Annotated in this window: 18 protein-coding genes; 13 read left to right on the top strand and 5 right to left on the bottom strand. The window is 66.6% G+C overall.

Features of this window, described 5'->3' with window-relative positions:
• Positions 1-266 precede the first annotated feature (266 nt).
• Positions 267-1628: a serine protease gene (locus ACE10W_RS00535; RefSeq protein WP_304550009.1), complete on the top strand. Its 1362-nt coding sequence runs from the start codon at positions 267-269 to the stop codon at positions 1626-1628.
• Between the two features lie 245 nt (positions 1629-1873).
• Positions 1874-2617, top strand: a complete 744-nt coding sequence (locus ACE10W_RS00530; protein ID WP_161532854.1) for a ParA family protein — start codon at positions 1874-1876, stop codon at positions 2615-2617.
• 171 nt (positions 2618-2788) lie between these two features.
• Here ACE10W_RS00530 and mutM read toward each other — a convergent pair whose 3' ends face one another.
• Entirely contained in the window at positions 2789-3670 is an 882-nt protein-coding gene (gene mutM / locus ACE10W_RS00525; RefSeq protein WP_304550006.1) for a bifunctional DNA-formamidopyrimidine glycosylase/DNA-(apurinic or apyrimidinic site) lyase, read from the bottom strand.
• 81 nt (positions 3671-3751) lie between these two features.
• On the opposite strand from mutM, the gene ubiE reads away from it, so the two are divergent.
• From ubiE to trxA, 11 genes are all read left to right on the top strand, one after another.
• Positions 3752-4513, top strand: coding sequence for a bifunctional demethylmenaquinone methyltransferase/2-methoxy-6-polyprenyl-1,4-benzoquinol methylase UbiE (gene ubiE, locus ACE10W_RS00520; RefSeq protein ID WP_161532853.1), 762 nt, complete (start codon positions 3752-3754; stop codon positions 4511-4513).
• Positions 4510-6084: a 2-polyprenylphenol 6-hydroxylase gene (gene ubiB, locus ACE10W_RS00515; RefSeq protein WP_011083583.1), complete on the top strand. Its 1575-nt coding sequence runs from the start codon at positions 4510-4512 to the stop codon at positions 6082-6084. The genes ubiE and ubiB overlap by 4 nt, the downstream gene beginning before the upstream one ends.
• Before the next feature lie 56 nt (positions 6085-6140).
• The gene (gene coaBC / locus ACE10W_RS00510) at positions 6141-7592 is read left to right on the top strand and encodes a bifunctional phosphopantothenoylcysteine decarboxylase/phosphopantothenate--cysteine ligase CoaBC (RefSeq protein ID WP_161532851.1); all 1452 of its coding nucleotides are present in this window, start codon (positions 6141-6143) and stop codon (positions 7590-7592) included.
• The gene (gene dut, locus ACE10W_RS00505) at positions 7589-8047 is read left to right on the top strand and encodes a dUTP diphosphatase (protein ID WP_011083581.1); all 459 of its coding nucleotides are present in this window, start codon (positions 7589-7591) and stop codon (positions 8045-8047) included. The genes coaBC and dut overlap by 4 nt, the downstream gene beginning before the upstream one ends.
• Positions 8048-8423: 376 nt before the next feature.
• Positions 8424-10928 carry a PAS domain-containing sensor histidine kinase gene (locus ACE10W_RS00500; RefSeq protein ID WP_304550002.1) on the top strand — a complete coding sequence of 835 codons (2505 nt, stop codon included), beginning with the start codon at positions 8424-8426 and terminating at the stop codon, positions 10926-10928.
• Positions 10925-12481, top strand: coding sequence for a tRNA (adenosine(37)-N6)-threonylcarbamoyltransferase complex ATPase subunit type 1 TsaE (gene tsaE / locus ACE10W_RS00495; RefSeq protein WP_304550000.1), 1557 nt, complete (start codon positions 10925-10927; stop codon positions 12479-12481). Before ACE10W_RS00500 ends, tsaE begins: the two co-directional genes overlap by 4 nt.
• An 87-nt stretch (positions 12482-12568) precedes the next feature.
• Entirely contained in the window at positions 12569-12886 is a 318-nt protein-coding gene (locus ACE10W_RS00490) for a PilZ domain-containing protein (protein WP_011083578.1), read from the top strand.
• A 193-nt stretch (positions 12887-13079) separates the two neighbouring features.
• The gene (locus ACE10W_RS00485) at positions 13080-13802 is read left to right on the top strand and encodes a nucleotidyltransferase family protein (protein ID WP_304549998.1); all 723 of its coding nucleotides are present in this window, start codon (positions 13080-13082) and stop codon (positions 13800-13802) included.
• A 310-nt stretch (positions 13803-14112) separates the two neighbouring features.
• Positions 14113-17259 (top strand): double-strand break repair protein AddB, encoded by a 3147-nt coding sequence (gene addB, locus ACE10W_RS00480; RefSeq protein WP_304549997.1) that lies wholly within the window; start codon positions 14113-14115, stop codon positions 17257-17259.
• The gene (gene addA / locus ACE10W_RS00475) at positions 17253-20762 is read left to right on the top strand and encodes a double-strand break repair helicase AddA (RefSeq protein ID WP_304549995.1); all 3510 of its coding nucleotides are present in this window, start codon (positions 17253-17255) and stop codon (positions 20760-20762) included. The genes addB and addA overlap by 7 nt, the downstream gene beginning before the upstream one ends.
• A 67-nt stretch (positions 20763-20829) precedes the next feature.
• A complete protein-coding gene (gene trxA, locus ACE10W_RS00470; protein ID WP_007598398.1) occupies positions 20830-21150 on the top strand; it encodes a thioredoxin in 321 nt (106 codons plus the stop codon).
• 74 nt (positions 21151-21224) lie between these two features.
• Here the strand turns inward: trxA and ACE10W_RS00465 are convergent, their stop codons facing one another.
• The 4 genes from ACE10W_RS00465 to accD all read right to left on the bottom strand — a co-directional run bounded on the left by ACE10W_RS00465 (position 21225) and on the right by accD (position 24879).
• On the bottom strand, positions 21225-21665 hold the full coding sequence (locus ACE10W_RS00465; protein WP_011083574.1) for an SRPBCC family protein: 441 nt from the start codon (positions 21663-21665) through the stop codon (positions 21225-21227).
• A gap of 86 nt (positions 21666-21751) precedes the next feature.
• Positions 21752-22492 carry a metallophosphoesterase gene (locus tag ACE10W_RS00460; RefSeq protein WP_304549976.1) on the bottom strand — a complete coding sequence of 247 codons (741 nt, stop codon included), beginning with the start codon at positions 22490-22492 and terminating at the stop codon, positions 21752-21754.
• Between the two features lie 105 nt (positions 22493-22597).
• Entirely contained in the window at positions 22598-23941 is a 1344-nt protein-coding gene (locus ACE10W_RS00455; protein WP_304549974.1) for a folylpolyglutamate synthase/dihydrofolate synthase family protein, read from the bottom strand.
• Complete coding sequence (accD, locus tag ACE10W_RS00450; RefSeq protein WP_028172496.1) at positions 23938-24879, bottom strand: acetyl-CoA carboxylase, carboxyltransferase subunit beta; 942 nt, start codon at positions 24877-24879, stop codon at positions 23938-23940. Before accD ends, ACE10W_RS00455 begins: the two co-directional genes overlap by 4 nt.
• Positions 24880-24937: the final 58 nt, after the last annotated feature.

Genomic DNA, 24937 nt, shown 5'->3' with positions numbered 1-24937 from the left:
CTCAGCTCTTCCTAGATTGCTGCCGCTCCCCGCGAGGAGCGCGGAAGTCGCACATACTGTCATTCCGGGGCGATGCGAAGCATCGAACCCGGAATCTCGAGATTCCGGGTTCGGCTCTTCGAGCCGCCCCGGAATGACTCCGTAACACTCACGTCCTCTCAGATGAGGGTCCGGCCTGCCCGCAGGCCTGAACCACCCCGAGATTGTTCGCGACCAACGAGATGTGCTTCAATGGCATTGCGTTCAATGGGCTGGCTGGATTTGTCATGAGATCGATGCTTGCGGCAACACTGATGTTTGCGGCCGCCACAGGCGCAAACGCCCAGATGACGACGCCGCAGATCCCCGGCACCAAGCCGAAGACGGTCCAGACCGTTCCGATCCGCCCGCCCGCACTTCAGACACCGTCGGAAACGGCCGATGCCATGGCGCAGGCCGAACGCCTCTCGCTCCAGTCCGACCTCGCCTGGGTCGGCCAATATAACGGCGCCATCACCGGCGAGGTCAGCGAGCGCATGGTCAATGCCATCAAGGAGTACCAGAAGAACAAGGGCGGCAAGCCGACCGGCGTGCTCAATCCGCAGGAGCGCGCCGCGCTTGCCGAGACCGCGCGGCGGAAGCAGGACAGCGTCGGCTGGAAGATGGTGACGGAGATGACCAGCGGCGCCCGGCTCGGCATTCCCTCAAAACTGGTGCCGCAGCAGGCGACCGATGCCAACGGATCGAAATGGACCTCGCCGACCGGAACTGTGCAGGTGCTGCTCAGCCGGCGCAAGGAGGCGAACCCCACGACCGCGAAGCTCGCGGACGCCGAGAAGAAGGAGCCGGCCGGGCGCAAGGTCGACTACACCGTGGTGAAGCCCGACTTCTTCGTGCTGTCGGGGCTCCAGGGCCTGAAGAAATTCTACGTGCGCGGCACCTTCAAGGGCGACGAAGTCCGGATCATGACGATCCTCTACGACCAGGCCACCGAGAACACGGTCGAGCCGGTCGTGATCGCGATGTCGAGCGCGTTCAATGCATTTCCGGCAGGACCGCAAGCCGGACCGCCGCCGCGCAAGACGGTCGAATACGGCACCGGCATCGTCGTCAGCGACGACGGCGCGATCCTCACCGACCGCCTCGTCACCGACAGCTGCCTTGCGATCACCATCGCCGGCTACGGCAGCGCCGATCGTCTTGCCGAGGACAAGGAGCACGATCTCGCGCTCCTGCACATCTACGGCGCGCGTGGCCTGAAGCCACTCGGCCTCGCTGGCGGCGGGGCGAAGACGAATGTCGACGTCGTCGGCATCGCCGATCCGCAAAGCCAGGGTGGCGCGGCCGGGGTCTCGAGCGTCAAGGGCGCGCTCACACCCGTCACGAGCAGCGATTCCGCGCTGTCGCCACCACCGGCGGTCGGATTTTCCGGCAGCCCCGCGATCGACGCGGACGGCAAATTCGCCGGCATTGCGCTGTTGAAGCAGGCGATGGTGGCGGGACCCGCGACGTCGGTGCCGGCATCGCAGGCCGTGATGGTCTCAGCGGAGACGGTGCGCGATTTCCTGAAGGCCAACGGCGTCACAGCAAACGGCAGTTCAGCGGATGCGAAGGCCGCAGTCGTCCGCGTGATCTGCGTGCGGAAGTAAGCCAGGCGACAATCACAATCTCTCGTGTCTATCGGCGCACATCGCACGTACGACTACGGGTCCAGTAATGGTACGGATTAGCTGGCATTCCCGATTCCGACATCATTGTTACCGTTGATTCGGACCTCCGCGATCCCCTTTGGATCGGGCCGGCACGTCCTGAGCGAGAAGAGCTCAGCATCCAGAAGCGATGCACGTTCGCGTGGCGTATTCCTGACCCAGGCATTCCAAAGGATTCATCTTCCATGCACACGATCGTACTGGCCACCCAAAAGGGTGGCAGTGGCAAGAGCACGCTCGCCGTCGGCCTCGCGCTGGCGGCCAAGCAGGCCGGCTTCACCGTCCGCCTGATCGAGACCGACCCGCAGGGCACCCTGTCCAACTGGCAGCGCCGTCGCACCGCCGAGGATCTCGTGGTCGAGCCGATCTATCACGCCGCCGACATCGCGCCGCGCCTGAACATGCTGGCCGACAGCGGCCTCCAGCTCGCGATCATCGACACCGCGGCCGGCCTCAGCGCCGCGACCACCGCCGCGATCCGTCATTCCGATCTCTGCCTGATCCCGGCCCGCCCGAGCGTCGCGGACATCGAGGCGACCGCCTCGACGCTGAGCGTCGCACGCGCCTGGAAGCGGCCCTACAGCTTCGTGCTGAACCAGACGCCGATCCGCGGCCAGCGCATCGACAATGCCGCCAACACGCTCGCCGAGGAAGCCGCGCTCGATCTCGCCGAGGTGCTCGCGCGTCCCCTGATCGTGATGCGCAACGACCACCAGGATTCACTCGCCGGCGGCCTCGCCGTCAGCGAATTCGCGCCGAACGGCAAGTCGGCGGACGAGATCCGCGGCCTCTGGCAGTGGATCGAGACCCGGCTCGAGCTCAGCGCCACGACCAATGCCCTGATCGACCAGGTCATGTCGGCTCCGGACGGCCTGCTGCATGCCGCCACTGGGCTTTCCACGGACGAGACCACGACACTGGCGTCCTGAGCGGGGCGATCGATCGGGCGTCAGCCGGCCCTTCACCATCCGGAAGGGCACCAGCGTCGAAGCAATCCGGCCACCAGCCCGGCCGGATTGCTTCGCTGCACTCGCAATGACGTCGTGGTGAGCTCGTCACGCTCGCAGAGACTCACAGCCTCGCGGTCGCGAGCCTGATCCTCACTTCTGACATTTCGGACACCAGAAGGTCGAACGGCCGTTCTGGGTGAAGCGCTTGATCGTGCCGCCGCAAGCAGGCGTCTTGCAGGTCTCGCCTTCGCGGTCATAGACCTTTAACGAATGCTGGAAGTAGCCGAGCTCACCTGTGGTCTGGCGATGGTCGCGCAGTGACGAGCCGCCGGCCTTGATGGCGTCGTTCAGCACGGTGTGGATCGCACCGACCAATCTCTTCGCGTGATCCGTTGGCTCGCCCTTCCTGGTCGCCAACGTCGCAGCGATCCGGCGCGGCGACAGGTGCGAGCGATGCAGCGCTTCGCAGACATAGATGTTGCCGAGCCCTGCCACCACGCGCTGGTCGAGCAGCGCGGCCTTCAGGCTGGTGGCCTTGCCTTCGCAGGATCGCGCCAGCATCGCGGCATCGAATTCGTTGCCGAGCGGCTCGGGGCCGAGGCCGCGGAGCAGCGGCTCGTCCTCGAGCGCGTTGCGCGCGATCACTTTCATGTAACCGAAGCGGCGCGGATCGTTGAAGACGATGTCGGCACCGGAGGACATCCGAAACAGCACGTGGTCATGGGTGGTGTCCTTACCCCGTGGATAGTGAAACTCCCCAGGTGCGACATCATTGTCCGGCTTGATGACACGAAACGAGCCCGACATGCCCAGATGCATCAAGAGCACGTCGCCGGAGGCCAGATCGGCCATGAGATATTTTGCGCGGCGGCCGAGCCCCGTGACGACCTGCCCCTGGAGCCGGGCCACGAAATCCGGCTGGAACGGAAAGCGCAGATCCGGCCGGCGGGCCTCCGCGACGACGATTTTCGCTCCCTCCATGACAGGCTGAAGGCCGCGGCGGACGGTCTCGACTTCGGGCAATTCAGGCATGGTCAGGCATTCACCTTATGAGGGCGGTGTGATAGCGCCATTGCGGCGGGCGCGCTATGGTCCGCCTCGTGGAGTAGAGTAATGGATCGGCCGGGCGAAACCACGCATTTTGGCTTCAGGGACGTTCCCCTGGGGGACAAGCAGACGCTGGTGAACGATGTGTTTCACAGCGTTGCGTCGCGCTATGACCTGATGAACGACTTGATGTCCGGCGGCCTGCACCGGGTCTGGAAGGACATCATGATCAACGCGCTGGATCCGCCGAGGGGCGACCGGCCGTTCGCGTTGCTCGACGTCGCCGGCGGCACCGGCGACATCTCGTTCCGCGCCGCCAAGGCCGCCGGCCCCGGCTTCCACGCCACGGTCTGCGACATCAATTCCGACATGCTCGCCGTGGGCCGCGAGCGCGCCGCCAAGCGCCATCTCGAGACCCAGGTCGATTTCGTCGAAGGCAATGCCGAAGCGCTCGCCTTTGCCGACCGCAGCTTTGACGCATATACGATCGCTTTCGGCATCCGCAACGTGCCGCAGATCGACCTGGCGCTGCGCGAGGCCTATCGCGTGCTGAGGCCCGGCAGCCGCTTCCTGTGCCTGGAATTCTCTACCGTCGAGATGCCCGGCCTCGACAAGCTCTATGACCTGTTCTCGTTCAAGGTGATCCCGCCGCTCGGCCGCATGATCACGGGCGATGCCGAGTCCTACCAATACCTCGTCGAATCGATCCGCAAGTTTCCCAAGCCCAACGCCTTCGCCGACATGATCCGCAACGCCGGCTTCGCCCGCGTGAACTGGCAGACATTGTCCGGCGGCATCGTCGCACTGCATTCGGGCTGGCGTTTGTGATTTCTGCAATTACCCACACCGCGCGCCTGATGCGCGCTGCGTTCGTGTTCGCGCGCGAAGGCGTGTTCGGCTCCGTCGATCCGAGCCTGGTGCCGCCGCCCGGACAGCTCGCGCTGAAGCTTGCGCGCATCGTCGAACGGCGCGGTCCAAAGCACGGACCGCGACTGTCGCGCGCGCTGACCCGGATGGGCCCGGCCTATCTCAAGCTCGGGCAGTTTCTGGCCACGCGCCCCGACGTCGTCGGCGTCATCATGGCGCGTGACCTGGAAAGTCTCCAGGATCGCCTGCCGCCGTTTTCGCAAGCAGAAGCGGAAGCTGCGATCGCAGCCTCCCTGGAGCGTCCGCTCAAGGACGTGTTTGCGAGCCTCGGCCCGCCGGTCGCCGCCGCCTCGATCGCTCAGGTGCATCGCGGCGAAGTGGTACGTGACGGCATCCGCAAGGCAGTCGCCGTGAAAGTGCTGCGCCCGAATGTGGCCTCGCGCTTCCGGCGCGATCTCTCCGATTTCTTCTACGTTGCGCACAAGGCCGAGACCTATTCGGCCGAGGCGCGGCGGCTGCGCCTGATCGAGGTCATCAACACCATGTCGCGCTCGGTCGCGATGGAGATGGACCTGCGGCTGGAAGCGGCTGCAATGTCGGAAATGGCGGAGAACACGGGCGACGATCTCGACTTCCGCGTGCCCACGGTCGACTGGGACCGTACCACGCACAACGTGCTGACGATGGAGTGGATCGACGGCATCGCGCTGAACGATCACAAGCGCCTGGCAGAGGCGCAGGTCGACCTGCCCGATCTCGGCCGCAAGGTGATCCAGAGCTTTCTGCGCCACGCGCTGCGCGACGGCTTTTTCCACGCCGACATGCATCCGGGCAATCTTTTCCTGGACGACACCGGCCGCCTCGTCGCGGTCGATTTCGGCATCATGGGCCGGCTCGGGATGAAGGAGCGGCGCTTCCTCGCCGAAATTCTGCTCGGCTTCATCACCCGCGATTATCGCCGTGTGGCGGAGGTGCATTTCGAGGCGGGCTACGTGCCCGCGCACCACTCCGTCGAGAATTTCGCGCAAGCCATCCGCGCCATCGGCGAGCCGATCCACAACCGCACGGCCGAAGAGATCTCGATGGCGCGGCTGCTGACGCTGCTGCTCGAGGTCACCGGCCTGTTCGACATGACGACACGGCCCGAGCTGATCCTGCTCCAGAAGACCATGGTCGTGGTCGAAGGCGTGGCGCGCGGCTTCGATCCCAGGCTCGATATCTGGAAGACCGCCGACCCCGTGGTGCGTGAGTGGATCGAGCGCAATCTCGGGCCGATCGGCCGGGTGCAGGGCGCGCTCACCGGCGGCGGCGACCTCGCCCGCGTGCTGATGCGCCTGCCCGATATCGCGCAGCGTTCAGTCGCGGTGCTCGAGCAGCTCGAGACCATGACGCGGGAGGGCCTGCGGCTGTCGCCGGAGAGCATCGCGGCGATGGGCCGCAGCGAGGGCCGCAAGAACCGCTGGCGCACGGTGGCGCTCTGGATCATCGCAGCGACCTTCATCGGGATCCTGATCGCCGTCCGGAATTTGTGATTGCATTGCAATCATTCGATTGATAGCATCGCTATCATTCCGTGCCGGAGGGCGTCATGGCGAGCCTAACCATCCGCAAGCTCGACGAACACGTCAAAACCTATCTGCGGCTGCGTTCGGCCAAGAATCACAGGTCCCTCGAGGAAGAGGTCCGGGTCATCCTGCGGGAGCTGATCGACGGTCGTGAGGAGCCGCTGACGCCCTTTGCGGTGCCGCCTGCGGCATCCACCGCTCCGACGCCTCAGCGCACCGGCGCCCTTGCCGAGGCCAGCATCACCCTGATCATCGGCGGCGGGATCGCGGCCTTTAAATCGCTCGACCTGATCCGAAGGCTGAAGGAGCGGCGCATCGAGGTCCGCTGCGTGCTGACCAACGCGGCCCAGCAGTTCGTCACGCCGCTCTCGGTCAGCGCCCTTTCGCATGAGCGCGTCTATACCGACCTGTTCGATCCCCAGAGCGAGTTCGACGCCGGCCATATCCGCCTGGCCCGTGACTGCGACTTGATCGTGGTGGCCCCCGCCACGGCCGACCTGATGGCCAAGATGGCGAACGGCCATGCCGACGACCTCGCCAGCGCCATCCTGCTCGCGACCAACCGCAAGGTGCTGCTGGCGCCGGCGATGAATCCGCTGATGTGGAACAACGCGGCGACCCGGCGCAACGTCGCGCAGCTTCAGCGCGACGGCGTCGTGCTGATCGGGCCGAATTCCGGAGAGATGGCCGAGGCGGGTGAAGCCGGTATCGGCCGCATGTCCGAGGCGTTGGAGATCGCCGCCGCCGCCGAGCGCCTGCTGCGGCCGCCGGTGCCGCGCCCGCTCGCCGGCAAGCGCGTGCTGATCACCGCGGGCCCGACCCACGAGCCGATCGACCCGGTGCGCTACATCGCCAACCGCTCTTCCGGCAAGCAGGGCTTTGCCATCGCCGCCGCCGCGCAGGCCGCCGGTGCCGAGGTGATCTTGGTGAGCGGCCCGGTCGATCTCGGCGATCCCCAGGGCGTGACGGTGAAGCATGTGGAATCGGCGCGGCAGATGCTGGAGCAGGTGCAGGCGGCGCTTCCCGCCGACATCGCGATCTTCGCCGCCGCGGTCGCCGACTGGCGCGTCGCCAATGAGGGCGAGCAGAAGCTGAAGAAGACCTCGGCCGGCATGCCGCCGCTCCAGCTGGTCGAGAACCCCGACATCCTCGCCACGATCGCGAAGCTGACCGACAAGCGCCCGCCGCTGGTGATCGGCTTCGCCGCCGAGACCGAGCACCTCATCGACAACGCCAAGACAAAGCTTGCCCGCAAGGGCTGCGACTGGATCGTCGCCAACGACGTCTCGCCGGCGACCGGCGTGATGGGCGGCGACCGCAACACTGTCCACCTCATCAGCCGCAAGAATGGTGAGAAGAACGGCGAGATCGCGGTTGATTCCTGGCCCGCGATGACCAAGGAACAGGTCGCCACCGAGCTGATCGCGCATATCGTCAAGAGTGTGATCGGCAAATCCCTGGAGCCCGCATCTTGAGCACGAAAGTCACGGTCGAACTGCAACGCCTGCCGCATGCCGAGGGCCTGCCGCTGCCGGCCTATCAGACGGCGGAGGCCGCCGGTCTCGACCTGATGGCCGCGGTTCCGGAGGACGCGCCGCTGACGCTTGCGTCCGGCCGATATGCGCTGGTGCCGACCGGCCTTGCGATCGCCTTGCCGCCCGGGCACGAGGCGCAGGTGCGGCCGCGCTCGGGGCTTGCCGCCAAGCATGGCGTCACCGTGCTGAACTCGCCCGGAACCATCGACGCGGACTATCGCGGCGAGATCAAGGTGATCCTGATCAACCACGGCGCAGCGGCCTTCGTGATCAAGCGCGGCGAGCGGATCGCGCAGATGGTCATCGCACCCGTGGTTCAGGCCGCGCTGGTTCCCGTGGCGACCTTGTCGGCGACCGATCGCGGCGCCGGCGGCTTCGGCTCGACCGGGCGCTAACGCACGGCAGCGAGTTGGGCTTCACCTCTCCCGCTTGCGAGAGAGGTCGCGGAGCGAAGCGACGCGGGTGAGGGTTCTCTCCTCTTGGGGATTCCCACCGCGGAGACACCCCCTCCCCAACCCTCCCCCGCGAGCGGGAGGGGGAGCGCACCTTCATCGGGGCAACAATTCGCATGGGCCGCTAACGCACGGCAACTCCAGCCGAATTCCCCGAAGAACTACGTGAACCCGGAACGCCACGTCCCGCATTTTTTTGGGGCCGCCTTTGCGTTCACGATCTGGACTCTTACCGGTGGAGTCACGGTGGGGGTATTGTCGTTTGATTCGCGCGCGACGGGGGTCGCCGCGCGTAAATTCGTGCGGTCTTGGGGCAACTATGTCAGGCGTGATCGTGTCGATGCGTCGGACGCTGCTATCGTGCACATCGCTCGTGCGCGACGGCCTGATCGGGAGCGCTCTCGCGGCGCTGCTGCCGGCTGCGCCGGCTGAGGCCGCCGACTTCGTTGGCACACTTTCGGAATTGCTGGACTTCAACCGGCAGGAACTTGCGGTGCTCGCCACCGCGCTTGCGCTGCTCGGCTTCTCGGTAATGGCCGCGATCCTGCTGATGCGTACGCGCGTGCGCACGGCGAAGAACGAGGCGCGGCTGCGCGCGCGGATCGGGGAACTGCAACTCCAGGCCGACCGCTTCGGCGCGCTGCTGTTCGCCGAGCCGCAGATCCTGATCTCCTGGCCGGCGGGCGACAACCGCGCGCAGATTTCCGGCGACGTCTCGATGGTGCTGCCGCGCGACCCCTCCCCGCAGCGCGTGCTCGCCTTCGGAACCTGGCTGCCGCCGGAACCGGCGCTCCAGATGGACCACGCTGTGGATGCGCTGCGCGACCGCGGCGACGGGTTCCAGCTGACGCTGACCACCGCGCATGGCCATACGCTGGAAGCCATCGGCCGCGCCATCGGTGGCCAGGCCATTGTCAGGATTCGCGAACTCTCGGGCCTGCGCCGGGATCTCGCCGAAACCAATCTGCGCTACAAGGCGCTCTCCGACGAGACCGAGATGCTGCGCGGCTTCGCTGCGGCGGCACCCTGGCCGATCTGGGCCAAGAGCGAGAACGGTGCGCTCACTTTCGCCAACCCGGCCTATGTCCGTGCGACCGAGGCTGCGAGCTTCAGCGACGCCCACGAGCGCAAGCTCGAGCTGCTCGACAGCGCCGACCGCAGCGCCATGGAACGGGGACTGAAGGACGCGGCCAATTTCACCTCCCGGCTGCCGATCGTGATCGGCGGCGAGCGGCGCATCTACGACGTGCGCGCCGTCAATGTCGGCAGCGGCAGCGTCGGCGTCGCGATCGATGCCAGCGAGGCGGATGCGCTGAGCTCGGCGCTGGTGCGGATGGCGGAGGCGCATCGCCGCACGCTCGACCAGCTCTCCTCCGGCGTCGCCGTGTTCGACGGCCACCGGCGCCTTGCCTTCTACAACGATTCCTACCGCCGGCTATGGGACCTCGACCGTACCTTCCTCGACGCCAATCCCGATGATTCCAGCGTGCTGGACCAGCTCCGTGCCGCGCGAAAACTGCCGGAGCAGCCCGACTTCCGCGCCTGGAAGGCCAAGCTGCACGAGGCCTATCGCGCGGTCGAGGCCGCCAAGGATACCTGGTACCTGCCCGACGGCCGCGCCCTCTCCGTCGTCACCACGCCGAACCCGGAAGGCGGCGTCACCTATCTGTTCGACGACGTCACCGAGAGCCTCGAGCTCGCCCGCCGCTTCGACGGCATGATCCGGGTCCAGCGCGAGACGCTGGACAGCCTCGCCGAGGGCGTCGCGGTGTTCGGCAGCAACGGCAAGGCGCAGCTCTTCAACCCGGCCTTCGTCCGGATGTGGAAGCTGTCGAGCGACGCGATGCGCGACGAGCCGCACATCCAGACCGTCGAAGGCTGGTGCCATCAACTGTTCGACGATCCCGTGGTCTGGCGGCAGATCCGCGAGGCCGTCACCTCGATCGAGAGCCGCGCCGACGTGCCGCTGAAGCTGGAGCGCAAGGACGGCAGCGTGCTCGACGGCATGATCCGGCCGCTGCACGACGGCGCCACCATGCTGACGTTCCAGGACATCACCGACACCGAGAACGTCGAGCGCGCGCTGCGCGAGCGCAACGAGGCGCTGGAGGCCGCCGACCAGATGAAGGTGGATTTCGTCCACCACGTCTCCTACGAGCTGCGCTCGCCGCTCACCACCATCATCGGCTTCGCGCATTTCCTCAGCGATCCGTCGACCGGACCGCTGACGCCGAAACAGGCCGAATATCTCGACTACGTCACGAAATCGACCAACGCGCTGCTGGCGCTGACCAACAACATCCTCGATCTCGCCACCATCGACGCCGGCGCGATGAAGCTGGAACTCGGCCCGGTCGACGTCAGCAAGACCATCGAGCTCGCCGCCGAGGGCATCCAGGACCGGCTCGCCACCGACCGCATCCGCCTGAAGGTCGAGATCGCGCCCGATATCGGCAGCTTCATCGGCGACGAAAAGCGCGTGGTGCAGGTGCTCTATAACCTCCTCGCCAACGCCGTCGGGTTTTCTCCACAGGATTCCACCGTCGGCATCAGCGCGCGCCGCACCGAGCACAGTGTGGTCTTCACTGTGACAGATTCCGGGCCTGGAATACCTGCCGACATGAAGGACAAGGTGTTCAACTGGTTCGAAAGCCGCTCGCAGGGGTCGCGTCACCGCGGCGCCGGGCTCGGCCTGTCGCTGGTGCGCTCCTTCGTCGAGCTGCATGGCGGCAAGGTGCGGGTGGATTCGATCGTGGGCAGGGGCACGGTCGTGATCTGCGACTTCCCGACCGACCAGGCGGCGCATCGCGACGCCGCCGAATGAGCGCGCCAACCACATTCTCCGTCGCGCTTCACAACGAGACGGCCACCGCGCAACTGATGGCCGATCTCGCGCTGCTGGTCGGGCCGGGCGATGTCATCACGCTCACCGGCGACCTCGGCGCCGGCAAGACCGCGGCCGCCCGCGCCATGATCCGCTACCTCGCCGACGACGAGGCGCTGGAAGTGCCGAGCCCGACCTTCACGCTGGTGCAGGGTTATGAGCTGCCGCCGTTTCCGGTCATGCATGCCGACCTCTACCGCGTCGAGGACGAGAGCGAGCTCGAGGAGATCGGGCTGTCGCCGCTGCCGGATGCCACGCTTGTCCTGATCGAATGGCCGGAGCGTGCGCCGTCGGCGCTGCCCGAGGATCGCATCGACATCGCACTCACCCATCGTCCGGCTCTGGGCTCGAACGCACGTGCCGCCGACGTCACCGGTTACGGCAAGGGCGCAGCCCAGGTCGCGCGTCTGAAAGCGCTGCGCGAATTCCTCGACGCATCCGGCTATCTCGACGCGACGCGGCGGCGCATGGCCGGCGACGCCTCGACACGGTCCTACGCGCGGCTGCTGCGCGACGACGAGATCGTCATCCTCATGAACTTTCCGCAGCGCCCCGACGGCGCGGCGCTCTACAACGGAAAGTCCTACAGCGCCGCGGTGCATCTCGCCGAAAACGTCAAACCCTTCGTCGCCATCGACGAAGGCCTGCGCGCGCAAGGCATCTCGGCGCCCGCGATCCATCATGCCGATCTCGACCACGGCTTCCTGATATCGGAGGATTTCGGCAGCGAAGGCGTAATCGAAGGCAACCCGCCGCGCCCGATTCCCGAGCGCTACGAAGCCGCGACCGACGTGCTGGCGGTGCTGCACGGCAAGACGCTGCCGGAGACGCTGCCGCTGGACGGGCAGAGCTACGCCATTCCGGTCTTCGACATCGAGGCGATGCTGATCGAAATCGGATTGATGCCGGAATGGTATCTGCCCGATCGCAACGCGCCGCTGAGCGAGCCGAAGCGCGCGGAATTCTTTACGATGTGGCGTGAGCTGCTGCAGAAGCCGCTGGCCGCGCCGAGGACGTGGATCATCCGCGACTATCACTCGCCCAATTTGATCTGGCTCGGGATGCGCACCGGCATCGAACGCGTCGGCGTGATCGATTTCCAGGACACCGTGCTCGGGCCGCAATCCTACGACGTGGTGTCGCTGCTCCAGGACGCCCGCATCGACGTGCCCGAGAATCTCGAGTTGGCGCTGTTGTCGCGCTACATCAAGGCGCGCCGCGCTGATGATGCGAGCTTCGATCCGGCCGGTTTCGCCGAGCTCTACGCCATCATGTCGGCGCAGCGGAACACCCGCCTGCTCGGCACCTTCGCCCGGCTCAACCGCCGCGACGGCAAACCGCATTACCTGCGCCACCAGCCGCGGATCTGGACCTACCTCCAGCGCTCGCTGGCGCATCCCGCGCTCAGCCATTTGCGCGACTGGTATCTCGCCAACGTCCCGCCACCCCAAAGGCCGTCACAAGAACCGGCACCAGAACCGCCCCAAGGCTGATTCGGGCCCGATTTACCGGCTGTTAGCCAAGACGTCGGTATTCTGGCGGCAAGGAGCCGAATAATTACCGGGCTGGAGCAAGGGCAGATGGCGGTGAAGACAGACCAGCGCAGCAACAGCCGGGTTGTTTTCGAGCGTGGGATTCCGGCCCAGATGATGGGAATCGACGGCACGTGGCGGCGCGACTGCACCATGGAGGACGTCTCCCAGAGCGGCGCCAAGCTGACCATCGACGGTTCGGTCGAAGGGCTCCATCTGAAGGAATTTTTTCTCCTGCTGTCGTCCACCGGACTCGCGTACCGGCGCTGTGAGCTTGCCTGGGTCAATGGCGACCAGATCGGCGTCAATTTCCTCAAGCTCGGCGACAAGAAGAAAAAGGCGCGTTCCGCATCCGTCGGGGCGTAACGGCCACACCCGTCGTACAACCGTCACGGCAGGTGGCTAAGGCGGTTGAGATGCGGTGCGGCTGAATGAGTCCCGTGCTAGGATTGCCGCGAACGCGAATTCCAAGGGCAATTTCGAGAGTAATTCCAAGAGTTCTAATCCCAAGAGTTCTGAGTCCACGAGGCTGAGAAAGACGAATCTGAGAAAGCAAACGATGTCCGTCAAACCGACCAAAGCCATGGTGCTCGCCGCAGGGTTCGGCCTGCGCATGCGTCCACTGACGGACAAGATGCCGAAGCCGATGGTGCCGGTGGCGGGCCAGCCGCTGCTCGACCACGTGCTCGACAAGCTCGGCCAGGCCGGCGTGAGCGAGGCGGTGGTCAACGTGCATTACCTGCCGGACCAGATCATCGATCACGTCGCATCGCGCCAGCATCCGCGCGTGACCATCTCGGACGAGCGCAACCAGGTGCTCGGCACCGGCGGCGGCGTGGTCAAGGCGCTGCCGCTGCTCGGCGACGCGCCGTTCTTCCATGTCAATTCCGACACGCTGTGGATCGACGGCGTGCGCTCGAACCTGGCGCGGCTTGCCGAAAACTTCGATCCCGCGCGCATGGACATCCTGCTCTTGATGGCGCCGACGGCGACCAGCATCGGCTATAGCGGCCGCGGCGATTACGGCATGCTGCCCGACGGAGCCCTGCGCAAGCGCAAGGAGAAAGAGGTCGTTCCGTTCGTCTATGCCGGCGCGGCGATCCTGTCGCCGTCGATCTTCGCCGATGCGCCGCAGGGCGAGTTCTCGCTGACCAAGATGTTCGACCGGGCCAACGAGCAGGAGCGCCTGTTCGGCCTGCGCCTCGACGGCGTCTGGATGCATGTCGGCACGCCCGATGCGGTGCATGCCGCGGAAGAGGCGTTTCTGGAGAGCGTGGCGTAGGCCGCGAACACGGTGCCGTAGGGTAGGCAAAGCGAAGCGTGCCCACCGCACAAGCTAACTCCGATGACGAATACGATGGGCACGGCGCAAGCGCGCCTTTGCCCACCCTACGAGGCTGGAGAGCGTGGCGTAGGGGCTTCCCGTCATTCCGGGGCGCGCGCAAGCGCGAACCCGGAATCTCGAGATTCCGGGTTCGATGCTTCGCATCGCCCCGGAATGACAGTGGGAGAGCGGGGAAGACCCCGCCACAGCCAATGACCATTTGTGTCCGCCTCCCTATATTGGCGCCTGATCCCGAATCAGGCAGCCGATGCGCGTTTTCAGTGTTCCCATCTCAGTTCCGTTCCTGCGCACGGTCGTCACGGCCCTGCTCGACGGCCGGCTGGTCGCGGGATTCGAGGCGCGCAAGGAGCCGGCACGGCTTGCGGACGCCACGCTGTACCTGCCGACCCGGCGCGCCATGCGTGTCGTGCGGGAGATCTTCCTCGACGAGATGAAGGCGGACGCGGTCGTGCTGCCGCGCATCGTCGCGCTCGGCGACATCGACGAGGACGAGCTCGCCTTCGCCGATGAAGGCGAGCAGTTTTCCGGCGCAACGCCGCTCGACATCCCGCCGCGCCTTGGCGAGCTCGAGCGACGGCTGACGCTGGCGCAGCTCGTCGCGGCCTGGGCCAAGGGGCCGGTGCTGTCGCCGCTGGTGGTCGGCGGCCCCGCCTCGACGCTGGCTCTCGCCGGCGATCTCGCGCGCCTGATCGACGACATGGTGACGCGCGGGGTCGACTGGAGCGCGCTCGATGGCCTGGTGCCGGACCAGCTCGATCGCTACTGGCAGCACTCGCTCGAATTCCTGCGCATCGCCCGCATCGCCTGGCCCGGCCATCTCGCCGAGATCAACAGGATCGAGCCCGCGGCGCGGCGCGACCTCCTGATCGCGGCGGAAGCGAAGCGCCTGACCGCGCATCCGCATGGGCCCGTGATCGCGGCCGGCTCGACCGGCTCGATGCCGGCCACCGCAAAATTCCTGCATGCGGTCGCCTCGCTGCCGCATGGCGCGGTGGTGCTGCCGGGCCTCGACACTGATCTTGACGAGGATGCCTGGCGGACCATCGGCGGCGTGCGCGATGCGCTCGGCAAGTTCGCGGAGCATCCCGCATCGAACCATCCGCAATATGCCATGCACGCGCTGCTGGAGCGCTTCGGCATCAAGCGCGGCGACGTCGAGCTGCTTCAAGCGCCGGCGGAAGGCGGCCGCGACCTGCTCGCATCCGAATCGATGCGGCCCTCCGCCAAGACGGAAGTCTGGCACGACCGGCTGAAGCAGCCGGATATCGCGGCAAAGATCGCCGGCGGCATGACAAACCTCGCGGTCGTCGAAGCCCCCAACCCCGAAATGGAAGCGCTGGCGATTGCGATCGCGATGCGCGAGGCGCGGCACCTCGACAAGTCGGCGGCGCTGGTCACCCCGGACCGCGCGCTGGCGCGCCGTGTGATGGCTGCGCTCACCCGATGGGATCTCGCCTTCGACGATTCCGGCGGCGACGTGCTGATGGAGACGTCCGCCGGCGTTTTTGCGCGCCTTGCGGCCGAAGCGGCGACCAAGGGATTGGAGCCGCCGACGCTGCTGGCGATGCTGAAGCATCCACTGTGCCGCCTCGGCCGCGCGCCGGATACATGGAAGGCGGCAATCGAAGGCCTGGAGCTCGCCGTCTTGCGCGGCACGCGCCCGCCCGCGGGCACGGCCGGCCTGCTGCGTGAATTCAACCGCTTTCGCGAGGAACTGGCCAAGCTGTGGCGCAGCGAGGTCTCCGCGCTCCACAAGGCCGAGCCGCGCGCACGCCTCAAGGCGGAGGATCTCGATCGCGTCCAGGCCCTAATCGATGCTTTGCAGAAGGCCTTGGCGCCGATCGAGAGTCTGGCGCCGTCAAAACCATATGACTTCGCCGAGCTCGCGCACCGGCATCGCGAGATCATGATCGAGCTGTCGCGCGACGAGCAAGGCATCCCGCTCGCCTTCGAGGAGCGCGAGGGCCTCGCACTCGCCGGCGCCTTCGACGATCTCCTGCGCAGCGGCACGACCAGCGGACTGATGGTGCCGCTGCCTGATTACCCTGATGTCTTCCAGACCGCGTTCGGCGATCGCGCGGTACGGCGGCGTGACAAGCCGGGCGCGCGGCTCCAGATCTACGGCCCGCTGGAATCGCGCCTGATGCAGGCGGACCGCATCATCGTCGGTGGCCTGATCGAGGGCGTCTGGCCGCCGGCGCCGCGCATCGATCCCTGGTTGAGCCGCCCGATGCGGCATGAGCTCGGCCTCGATCTGCCGGAGCGCCGCATCGGCCTCTCCGCCCACGATTTCGCGCAGTTGCTCGGCGGAGATGAGGTGATCCTCACCCATTCCGCCAAGGCCGGCGGCGCGCCGGCGGTGGCTTCGCGCTTCCTGCATCGGTTGGAGGCGGTTGCGGGCGACGATCGGTGGAAGGCGGCCATTCGCGCCGGCGAGAAATACGTGCGGTTCGCAGATCGGCTGGACCAGCCCGACGAGGTCAGGCCGATCAAGCAACCCGAACCGCGACCGCCGCGCGCGACACGGCCGCTGAAGATGTCGGTCACCGCGATCGAGGACTGGCTGCGCGATCCCTACACGATCTACGCCAAGCACATCTTGCGGCTGGATGCACTCGATCCCGTCGACATGCCTCTGTCGGCCGCCGACCGCGGCTCGGCGATCCACGATGCGATCGGCGAATTCACGGAACGCTATGCGACGCGCCTGCCCGACGACCCCGCCCGCGTGCTGCGCGCGATCGGTGAAAAGCATTTCGCGCCGCTGATGGAGCGCCCCGAGGCGCGCGCGCTGTGGTGGCCGCGCTTCCAGCGCATCGCGCGCTGGTTCGGCGAATGGGAGACGGCACGGCGCGACGTGGTCGAGGCGATCACCGCGGAGACCCGCGGCGAGATCTCGATCACGCTCGACAATGAACGCAGCTTCCGGCTCTCCGCGCGCGCCGACCGCATCGAGCGCCGCCAGGGCGGCGGCTACGCCATCCTCGACTACAAGACCGGCCAGCCGCCGACCGGCAAGCAGGTCCGCATGGGCCTGTCGCCGCAGCTCACGCTGGAGGCGGCGATCCTGCGCGAAGGCGGCTTTCCCGACATCGACGCCGGCGCATCCGTGAGCCAACTCGTCTATGTCCGCCTCAGCGGCAACAATCCGCCGGGCGAGGAGCGCATCCTCGAGCTCAAGTACAAGCAAGGCGACGAACCGCAGCCGCCGGATATTGCTGCCGCTGAGGCCCGGGCCAAGCTGGAAGCGCTGATCCGCGCCTTCGAGGACGAAAACCAGGCCTACACCTCGCTGAACCTGCCGATGTGGTCCAACCGCTACGGCACCTATGACGACCTCGCCCGCATCAAGGAGTGGTCGGCAGCCGGCGGATTGGGGATCGAGGAATGGTGAAGGCGCCACGCCCAATCCCCGATGAGGTGCGCGCCAGGCAGGCGCGTGCATCCGATCCGGCCGCATCGGCCTTCGTGTCGGCCAATGCCGGCTCGGGCAAGACGCACGTGCTGGTGCAGCGCGTGATCCGTCTGCTGCTGTCGGGCGTGCCGCCGGAAAAGATCCTCTGCATCACCTTCACCAAGGCCGCCGCCGCCAACATGGCCGAGCGCGTGTTCACCACGCTCGGCCATTGGGTGACGCTGGACGACACCGCGCTCGATGCCGCGATCCGTGCCGTCGGCATCCCGCATCCCAACGCAAAGCTGCGACGCGAAGCGCGAAAGCTATTCGCCTGTGCGCTGGAGACCCCCGGTGGATTGAAGGTGCAGACCATCCACGCGCTGTGTACCCGCCTGCTCCAGCAGTTTCCGTTCGAAGCCAACGTGCCGGCGCGCTTCTCCGTCATCGACGAGCGCGACCAGACCGACATGATGGAGCGCGCCAATCTGAAGGTGCTGCTGGAGGCCGCGCGCGACCCGGAGACGGTCACAGGCCGCGCGCTGCTGACCGCGATGGCCAGCGCCGCCGACGTCACCTTCAAGGAGGTCGTGCGCGAGGCTTGTTTGAGCCGCGATCATTTCATGGCCTGGACCGACGAGGCCGGCAACGCAGAAGCTGCCGCCGCGCAAATGGCGTCGGTGCTGGGCGTTGACGCCGCCGACCGCATCGAGGACGTCGAGACGGAGATTCTCGACGGTCCGTTCCTGCCGCGATCGCGCTGGGACGACATCGCGTTTGCGCTGGAAGACGGCAGCAAATCCGACAACGACCAGGCCAGCCGGCTTCGCGAGGCAAAAGCGTTTTCGGGCGGCGCGCAGGTCGACGCCTATCTCGGCGTCTTCCTCACCGACGAGAAGCTGCCGCGCAAGGCGGTGCTGACCAGGAAATTTTGCGATCACAATCCCTCCGTCGCCCGCCTGTTCGAGAACGAGGCCCAGCGCATCACTGGATTGATCGAGAAGCGCCGCGCGGTAACCATGCGTGACCGCACGGCGGCTCTCTTGCATATCGCGACCGCTGCTGCCGCGAACTACCGGCGCGAGAAGCAGGAGCGCGGCCTGCTCGACTATGACGATTTGATCGACAAAACGCTGGCGATGCTCAACCGCGTCTCCTCGGGCTGGGTGCATTACAAGCTCGACCGCGGCGTCGACCACGTCCTGATCGACGAGGCGCAGGACACCAGTCCGCGCCAATGGGACATCGTCGCGCACATCATCTCCGAGTTCACCGCGGGCGAAGGCGCGCGCGAGGGGCTGAACCGCACGATCTTCGCCGTCGGGGACGAGAAGCAGTCGATCTTCTCGTTCCAGGGCGCGCAGCCTCGGGAATTCGACGCGCGCCGGCGCGAGCTGCACCGCAAGTTCACCGCCGCCGGGCTGAAATTCGATCCGGTCGCCTTCACCTATTCGTTCCGCTCGGGCGCCGCGATCCTGCACTCGGTCGACCACGTCTTCCGCGACCCCGCGATCTACAAGAGCATCCATTCGGTCGAGATCGGCCATCCCCTGCACAATGCGCTCGCCGATGCAGGGCCAAGCGTGATCGAGCTGTGGGACCTGGCTGAAGCCGACGACAGGCAGGATATCGAGGGCTGGCGCGCGCCGTTCGACGGCGTTGCCGTCACCAGCCCCGAGGTCAAGCTCGCCCGCCGCATCCAGGCCGAGATCAAGCGGCTGGTCGAAAGCGGCACACTCACCGGACACGACGGCGAGCGGCGGCCGCTGCGCTACGGCGACATGCTGATTCTGGTCCGCCGGCGCGGCAACGCGTTCGATGCCGTGATCCAGGCGCTGAAGCACGCCAACGTGCCGGTCGCCGGCGCCGACCGGCTGAAGCTCACCGAGCACATCGGCATCATCGACCTGATGAACCTTGCGGACACGCTGCTGCTGCCGCAGGACGACCTCGCGCTTGCGGTCGCGCTGAAGAGCCCGCTGTTCGGGCTCGACGACGACGATTTGTTTGCGCTTGCCTGGGGCCGCAAGGGCTCGCTACGCCGGGCGCTCGGCGAGCAGGCGGCCGGAAGCGAAAAATTCGCCGCGGTGCTGCGGCGGCTCGAGGCCTGCGAAACTCGCGCGCGCGAGGAGACACCGTTCGCCTTCTACGCCTGGCTGCTTGGCGGTGATGGCGGACGCGCGCGCATCCTGCGCCGGCTCGGCCACGAGGCCAATGACGCGCTCGACGAATTCCTGGAGCTGGCGCTGAACTACGAGCGCAAGGCGCCGGCCTCGCTGCAAGGCTTCATGGCCTGGCTGCGCTCGGCCGACACCGAGGTGAAGCGCGACATGGAGATCTCGCGCGACGAGGTGCGGGTGATGACCGTGCACGGCGCCAAGGGCTTGGAAGCGTCCGTCGTGTTCATGGTCGACACCACGTCGTCGCCCGCGGACTCGCAGCGGGTCCGTCTGATCCAGGTGCCGCGCGGCAACGGCGGCGAGGTGGTGGTGTGGGCCGGCCGCAAGGCCGACGATCCCAAGCCCGTCGCCGAGGCGCGCAAGGCCATGCTGGAGGAGACCGAGGACGAATATCGCCGCCTGCTCTACGTCGCGATGACGCGCGCGGCCGACCGGCTGATCGTCGGCGGCTGCATGCCCGGCAATATGAGGACGGTCCGCAAGCTGAGCTGGTACGACCTGGTCGACACCGGGCTCGCCGGCTCCGGCCTGGAGAAGGAGACGGTCGAGACGCCGCTCGGCAAGGTGACGCGATTCGCCCGGCCGGAGGACGTCGTTGCCCTCGGCACGCCCGCGACATTCGTGGATCAGACGATCGCGTTGCCGGACTGGCTGCGGACGCCGGCACCGCGCGAGATGCAGGACGACGATTCCGTGCGCCCCTCGGGCCAGTCTGCGGAGGGAGGCCGCGCGGTCCGGTCAGGCGAATCGGTGCGGTCGCGCGCGCTGGCGCTGCAACGCGGCACGCTGGTGCACCGGCTGCTCCAGTCGCTGCCCGACATCGCCGCCGAGCGCCGGCGCGAGGCCGCGCGCGGCTTCATGGCCCGCAATGCCTCGGACTGGACGGAGGCCGACCGCACCGCGCTGGCCGACAAGGTGCTCGCGCTAATCGCCGAGCCGCGCTTTGCCCCGGTCTTTGCCGCCGGCAGCCGGGCGGAGGTCGCCATCGTCGGCAGGCTGGAGCGGCCAGGCCTCCAGCCTGCGCTGGTGTCGGGGCAGATCGACCGGCTGGTCGTTCGTCCGGATGAGGTCCTGATCGTCGATTTCAAGACCAACCAGGCGGCGCCCAAAAGCGCGACTGAGGCGCCCGCCGTCTATGTCCGGCAGCTTGCGCTGTACCGGGCGGTGCTGGCGCGGCTTTATCCCCAAAAGCCCGTCAGGGCCGTCCTGCTCTGGACCGAGGCCCTTGAATATATGGAGATTTCAGCCCCCGCGCTGGACGCGGCGCTGGCATCCCTTCATCTCGGTGTGAGCGTCCTTGACCCGGCAAGGGGCCGTTCATAGGTTGACGCCATGATCCCGGGCGCGATTCCCATCCGCGCCGATTCTTTCAACCGAGTGAGGTACTCCCATGGCCGTTGGCAAGGTTTCTGACACTGATTTCGAAGCCGAAGTGCTCAAGGCGAACGGCCCTGTGGTCGTCGATTTCTGGGCCGAATGGTGCGGTCCCTGCCGCATGATCGCGCCCGCCCTCGACGAGATCGCCGGCGCGATGGGCGACAAGGTCAAGATCGTGAAGCTCAACGTCGACGAGAGCCCGAAGACCGCGTCGAAGTACGGCGTGATGTCGATCCCGACCCTGATGATCTTCAAGGGCGGCGAGATGGCCTCCCGCCAGGTCGGCGCGGCGCCGAAGGCGAAGCTGCAGCAGTGGATCACGTCGGCGGTGTGATCCGCCTCGCGAGTAACTGAGAATTCTGCAACGGCCGGCAACACGCCGGCCGTTTTGTTTTTTGTCGGCGGCAATCATGCCGATCTCGTTTCGGCAAGTTTGGCGAGACTGGCGAGAACATCGGGAAAGTCCGACGCGACAGCCGGACCGATCTCGGACGCTTGCGGCCCTCGCGCGTCCGCGGCGTAAACGATGCGCGTGCGCGCCGGTCCAGGAGAATCGCCAAGCGGTTCGATGCGATGGGCGACTGTGATGACGAGATCGCCGACTCGCGTTTCATCGATGAAGCACACGTTCTCGCGAACCTCGATCAGTTGCGAGCGTAGCGTCTCCTCGCCGGGGGGCTTCATCGTGAACCAAGTGCCGGCCGCGAATGGCCCGTCGATGTCGATCTGCTCGATACCCGCATTCCAGTTTTTCCAGCCGGGGACATCGCGAAAGATGCCCCAGATCGTCTCTGCGGTTGCAGACGTCTCGATGGTATATTCGTTTCGCCAGACATGGCCGTCGTCCATGGCGCGCTCCCACTTTGATATGTACGCTTATAACAAGCGCCCTTATCAAGGAGTCAAACCCGCCGCCCGGATGGAGCGAAGCGGCGCTACTTGATCCATCCCGTCGCGAGCGCGTTCGCGAGCTCCGGCTGATTGTTGCGGCGTGCGAGCGCGGCCATCGCCTCGTGATCATAGACGACATGGCGGAAGGTCACTTGCCAAGCAGCATCGACGAGTTCGAGGATCGCGTAGCGCGCGTGCGGCGTGCCGGCCTCGACGACATGCGGGAACGGATGCTTGTCGCGATAGCCCGGGCTACCGACGCTGCCGGAATTGACGATCAGCCGGCCGTCACGAAGCCGCACCGTGCGGGCGAGATGGGTGTGGGCGCAGAGGATCAGGGACTGCGTGATGCCTTGCGCGAACTGCTCGATGCGGTCGAGCGGCGATAGCGCCACCGTGCCGTCGGGATGCACGGTATCGAGCCAATAGACCTCGTCGTTCTCGGGCGTCGCATGGCAGAGGAAGACCCGGTCGCGAAACACGCGCGTCATCGGCTGCGCCCGCAGCCAATCGAGTTGCACGGCATTCAGCGCCGCATGGGCGGGACGATCCCACGAGCCCATCTTCTCCGGCGGACGGTCGAGCAGGTAGCGGTCGTGATTGCCGAGCACATGCACGGCGTCGAGATTCATCAGGATCTCGATGGTCCGGCGCGCGTCGAGCGGACCGCTCAGCATGTCGCCGAGATTGACGAGGTCGGCGATGCCCTGGGCGCGGATGTCGGCAAGCACCGCCTCCAGCGCGAGATGGTTTCCGTGAATGTCGGCAATCGCGGCAAAACGCATTGGCATTCCTGTCGTAGCCCTGACGGAGCGAAGCGCAATCCGGGGCCATCATGGCTTGCGGCACGATCCCGGATTGCGCTTCGCTCCATCCGGGTGACGCAACCGCTATGCAGGAGGCGTGCCGTTGATGCCGAGCACGTGGCCGGCGAGATAGAGCGAGCCCGTGATCAGGATGCGCGGCGGCACCTCGTAGGCGAGCTTCGACAGCGCGCGCAGCGCGGCCTCGATGCCCGGCGCGGGCTCGACCCGCATGCCGAGGCTGCGCGCGGCGTCCGCGAGGCGGTCGGCCGGCATCGCATTCTCGGTGTCGGGAATTGGCACCGCGATGATGTGACGGGTGAGGCCGGCGAAATTGGCGAGGAAGGCCTGCGCATCCTTGTTGGCCATCATGCCCGCGATCACGACCAGCGGCCGCGACACCCGTTCCTCGAGATCGCCGAGCGCGGCCGCCGCAACGCGCCCGCCTTCCGCATTGTGCCCGCCGTCGAGCCAGATCTCCGAGCCCTGCGGTCCCCAGGAGAGCAGCTCGCCCGAGGTGATGCGCTGCATCCGCGCCGGCCATTCGGCGCCGACGATGCCGGCCTCGAACGCCGCCTGGTTGACCTTGAACGTCGAAATCGCGCGCAATGTCGCGATCGCAAGCCCGGCATTGTCGAACTGGTGGCGGCCGAACAGGCGCGGCGCGGCGAGATCCATCAGGCCGCGATCGTCGGAATAAACCAGGCGCCCATGCTCGACATTGACGTGCCAGCTCTCGTTCGCGGCAAACAGCGGCGCGCGCATGCGCTTGGCCTGCGCCTCGATCACGGCCATCGCCTCCGGTGACTGCTCGGCGCAAACCACGGGCACGCCGCGCTTGATGATCGCGGCCTTTTCGCCGGCGATGGAGGTCAGCGTATCGCCGAGGAAGTCCGTGTGGTCCATGCTAACGGGCGTGATCACAGTGGCCGCCGGCGTATCGACCACATTGGTCGAATCGAGGCGGCCGCCAAGGCCGACCTCGAGCAGCACCGCATCGGCCGGATTCTGCGCGAACAGATGAAACGCGGCGGCCGTCTTCAGCTCGAACACGGTCGCAGGCTCGCCGGCATTGACGCGCTCGACCTCTTCCAGTGCGGCGCGCAGTTCGTCGTCGCCGACCAGCACGCCGCCACCGAGGCGACCGAGCCGAAAACATTCGTTGATGCGGACCAGATAGGGCGAGGTGTAGGCGTGGACGCGCAGGTCTGCCGCTTCCAGCGTCGCGCGCAGATAAGCGAGCGTCGAGCCCTTGCCATTGGTGCCGGCGATGTGGATCACCGGGGGCAGCTTGCGTTCGGGGTGGCCGAGTCGATCGAGCAGACGATGCATCCGCTCCAGCCCGAGATCGATGCGCTTCTGATGCAGGGCCGACAGCCGCCCGATCAATTCGTCGAGCGGCGGCTTTGCGCTGTCAGGAGACGCGTTCACGCGTGCGGCGCGGCCGGCGCCGTCTCGGAAGCCGATACGATCTGCGCCGGGCTGACGACAGGCTGCACCGATTTCGACGCGGTCTCCAGCGCCGGTGCCTTGGTCAACAGGCGACAGAGCCGTGCCAGGGTCGGGCGCAAATCGTGACGATGCACGACCATGTCGACCATGCCGTGCTCTTTCAGGTACTCGGCGCGCTGGAAGCCTTCCGGGAGCTTCTCGCGGATGGTCTGCTCGATCACGCGCGCGCCGGCAAAGCCGATCAGCGCGCCGGGCTCGGCGATCTGCACGTCGCCCAGCATCGCGTAGGAGGCGGTGACGCCGCCGGTGGTCGGGTTGGTCAGCACGACGATATAGGGCTGTTTTGCTTCGCGCAGCATCTGAACCGCGACGGTCGTGCGCGGCATCTGCATCAGCGACAGGATGCCTTCCTGCATGCGCGCGCCGCCTGATGCGGCGAACACGATGAACGGCGACTTCTTCTCGACCGCGAGTTCGAGCCCACGCACGATGGCCTCGCCCGCGGCCATGCCGAGCGAGCCGCCCATGAAGTCGAAATCCTGCACGGCGATGACGACGGCGGCGCCTTCGAGCTTGCCATAGCCGACCTTGATCGCGTCGTTGAGGTTAGTTCGCGCGCGGGCATCCTTGATGCGGTCGACGTATTTCTTCTCGTCACGGAACTTGAGCGGATCCGGCGTGACCTCGGGCAGCGCGACGTCGTACCAGGTCTCGTTGTCGAAGATCGACTTCAGACGCGCCACCGCGCCCATGCGCATGTGGTAGTTCGAGCCGGGAATGACGAACTGGTTGGCCTCGACGTCCTTGTAGAACACGAGCTGCCCGGAATCCGGACACTTGATCCACAAATTCTCCGGCGTCTCCCGCCGCAGCATGTTGCGGATCTTCGGCCGGACCACATTGGTAAGCCAGTTCATGGTTTGCTCCGATGTGCGATCCCGCTCCGGGGATCGCCTGAAGGGATATATGGCTGCC

Source organism: Bradyrhizobium sp. B025 (assembly GCF_042257955.1).
Classification (GTDB): Bacteria; Pseudomonadota; Alphaproteobacteria; order Rhizobiales; family Xanthobacteraceae; genus Bradyrhizobium; species Bradyrhizobium diazoefficiens.
This window is presented reverse-complemented; position numbering and strand designations above follow the sequence as displayed.

What these genes read in the sequence shown, in the direction of transcription:
- ACE10W_RS00535 (WP_304550009.1), top strand. Translation starts at nt 267, where the DNA reads ATGAGATCGATGCTTGCGGCAACACTGATGTTTGCGGCCGCCACAGGC.
- ACE10W_RS00530 (WP_161532854.1), top strand. Translation starts at nt 1,874, where the DNA reads ATGCACACGATCGTACTGGCCACCCAAAAGGGTGGCAGTGGCAAGAGC.
- mutM (WP_304550006.1), bottom strand. Translation starts at nt 3,670, where the DNA reads ATGCCTGAATTGCCCGAAGTCGAGACCGTCCGCCGCGGCCTTCAGCCT.
- ubiE (WP_161532853.1), top strand. Translation starts at nt 3,752, where the DNA reads ATGGATCGGCCGGGCGAAACCACGCATTTTGGCTTCAGGGACGTTCCC.
- coaBC (WP_161532851.1), top strand. Translation starts at nt 6,141, where the DNA reads ATGGCGAGCCTAACCATCCGCAAGCTCGACGAACACGTCAAAACCTAT.
- ACE10W_RS00500 (WP_304550002.1), top strand. Translation starts at nt 8,424, where the DNA reads ATGTCAGGCGTGATCGTGTCGATGCGTCGGACGCTGCTATCGTGCACA.
- tsaE (WP_304550000.1), top strand. Translation starts at nt 10,925, where the DNA reads ATGAGCGCGCCAACCACATTCTCCGTCGCGCTTCACAACGAGACGGCC.
- ACE10W_RS00490 (WP_011083578.1), top strand. Translation starts at nt 12,569, where the DNA reads ATGGCGGTGAAGACAGACCAGCGCAGCAACAGCCGGGTTGTTTTCGAG.
- ACE10W_RS00485 (WP_304549998.1), top strand. Translation starts at nt 13,080, where the DNA reads ATGTCCGTCAAACCGACCAAAGCCATGGTGCTCGCCGCAGGGTTCGGC.
- addB (WP_304549997.1), top strand. Translation starts at nt 14,113, where the DNA reads ATGCGCGTTTTCAGTGTTCCCATCTCAGTTCCGTTCCTGCGCACGGTC.
- addA (WP_304549995.1), top strand. Translation starts at nt 17,253, where the DNA reads ATGGTGAAGGCGCCACGCCCAATCCCCGATGAGGTGCGCGCCAGGCAG.
- trxA (WP_007598398.1), top strand. Translation starts at nt 20,830, where the DNA reads ATGGCCGTTGGCAAGGTTTCTGACACTGATTTCGAAGCCGAAGTGCTC.
- ACE10W_RS00465 (WP_011083574.1), bottom strand. Translation starts at nt 21,665, where the DNA reads ATGGACGACGGCCATGTCTGGCGAAACGAATATACCATCGAGACGTCT.
- ACE10W_RS00460 (WP_304549976.1), bottom strand. Translation starts at nt 22,492, where the DNA reads ATGCGTTTTGCCGCGATTGCCGACATTCACGGAAACCATCTCGCGCTG.
- accD (WP_028172496.1), bottom strand. Translation starts at nt 24,879, where the DNA reads ATGAACTGGCTTACCAATGTGGTCCGGCCGAAGATCCGCAACATGCTG.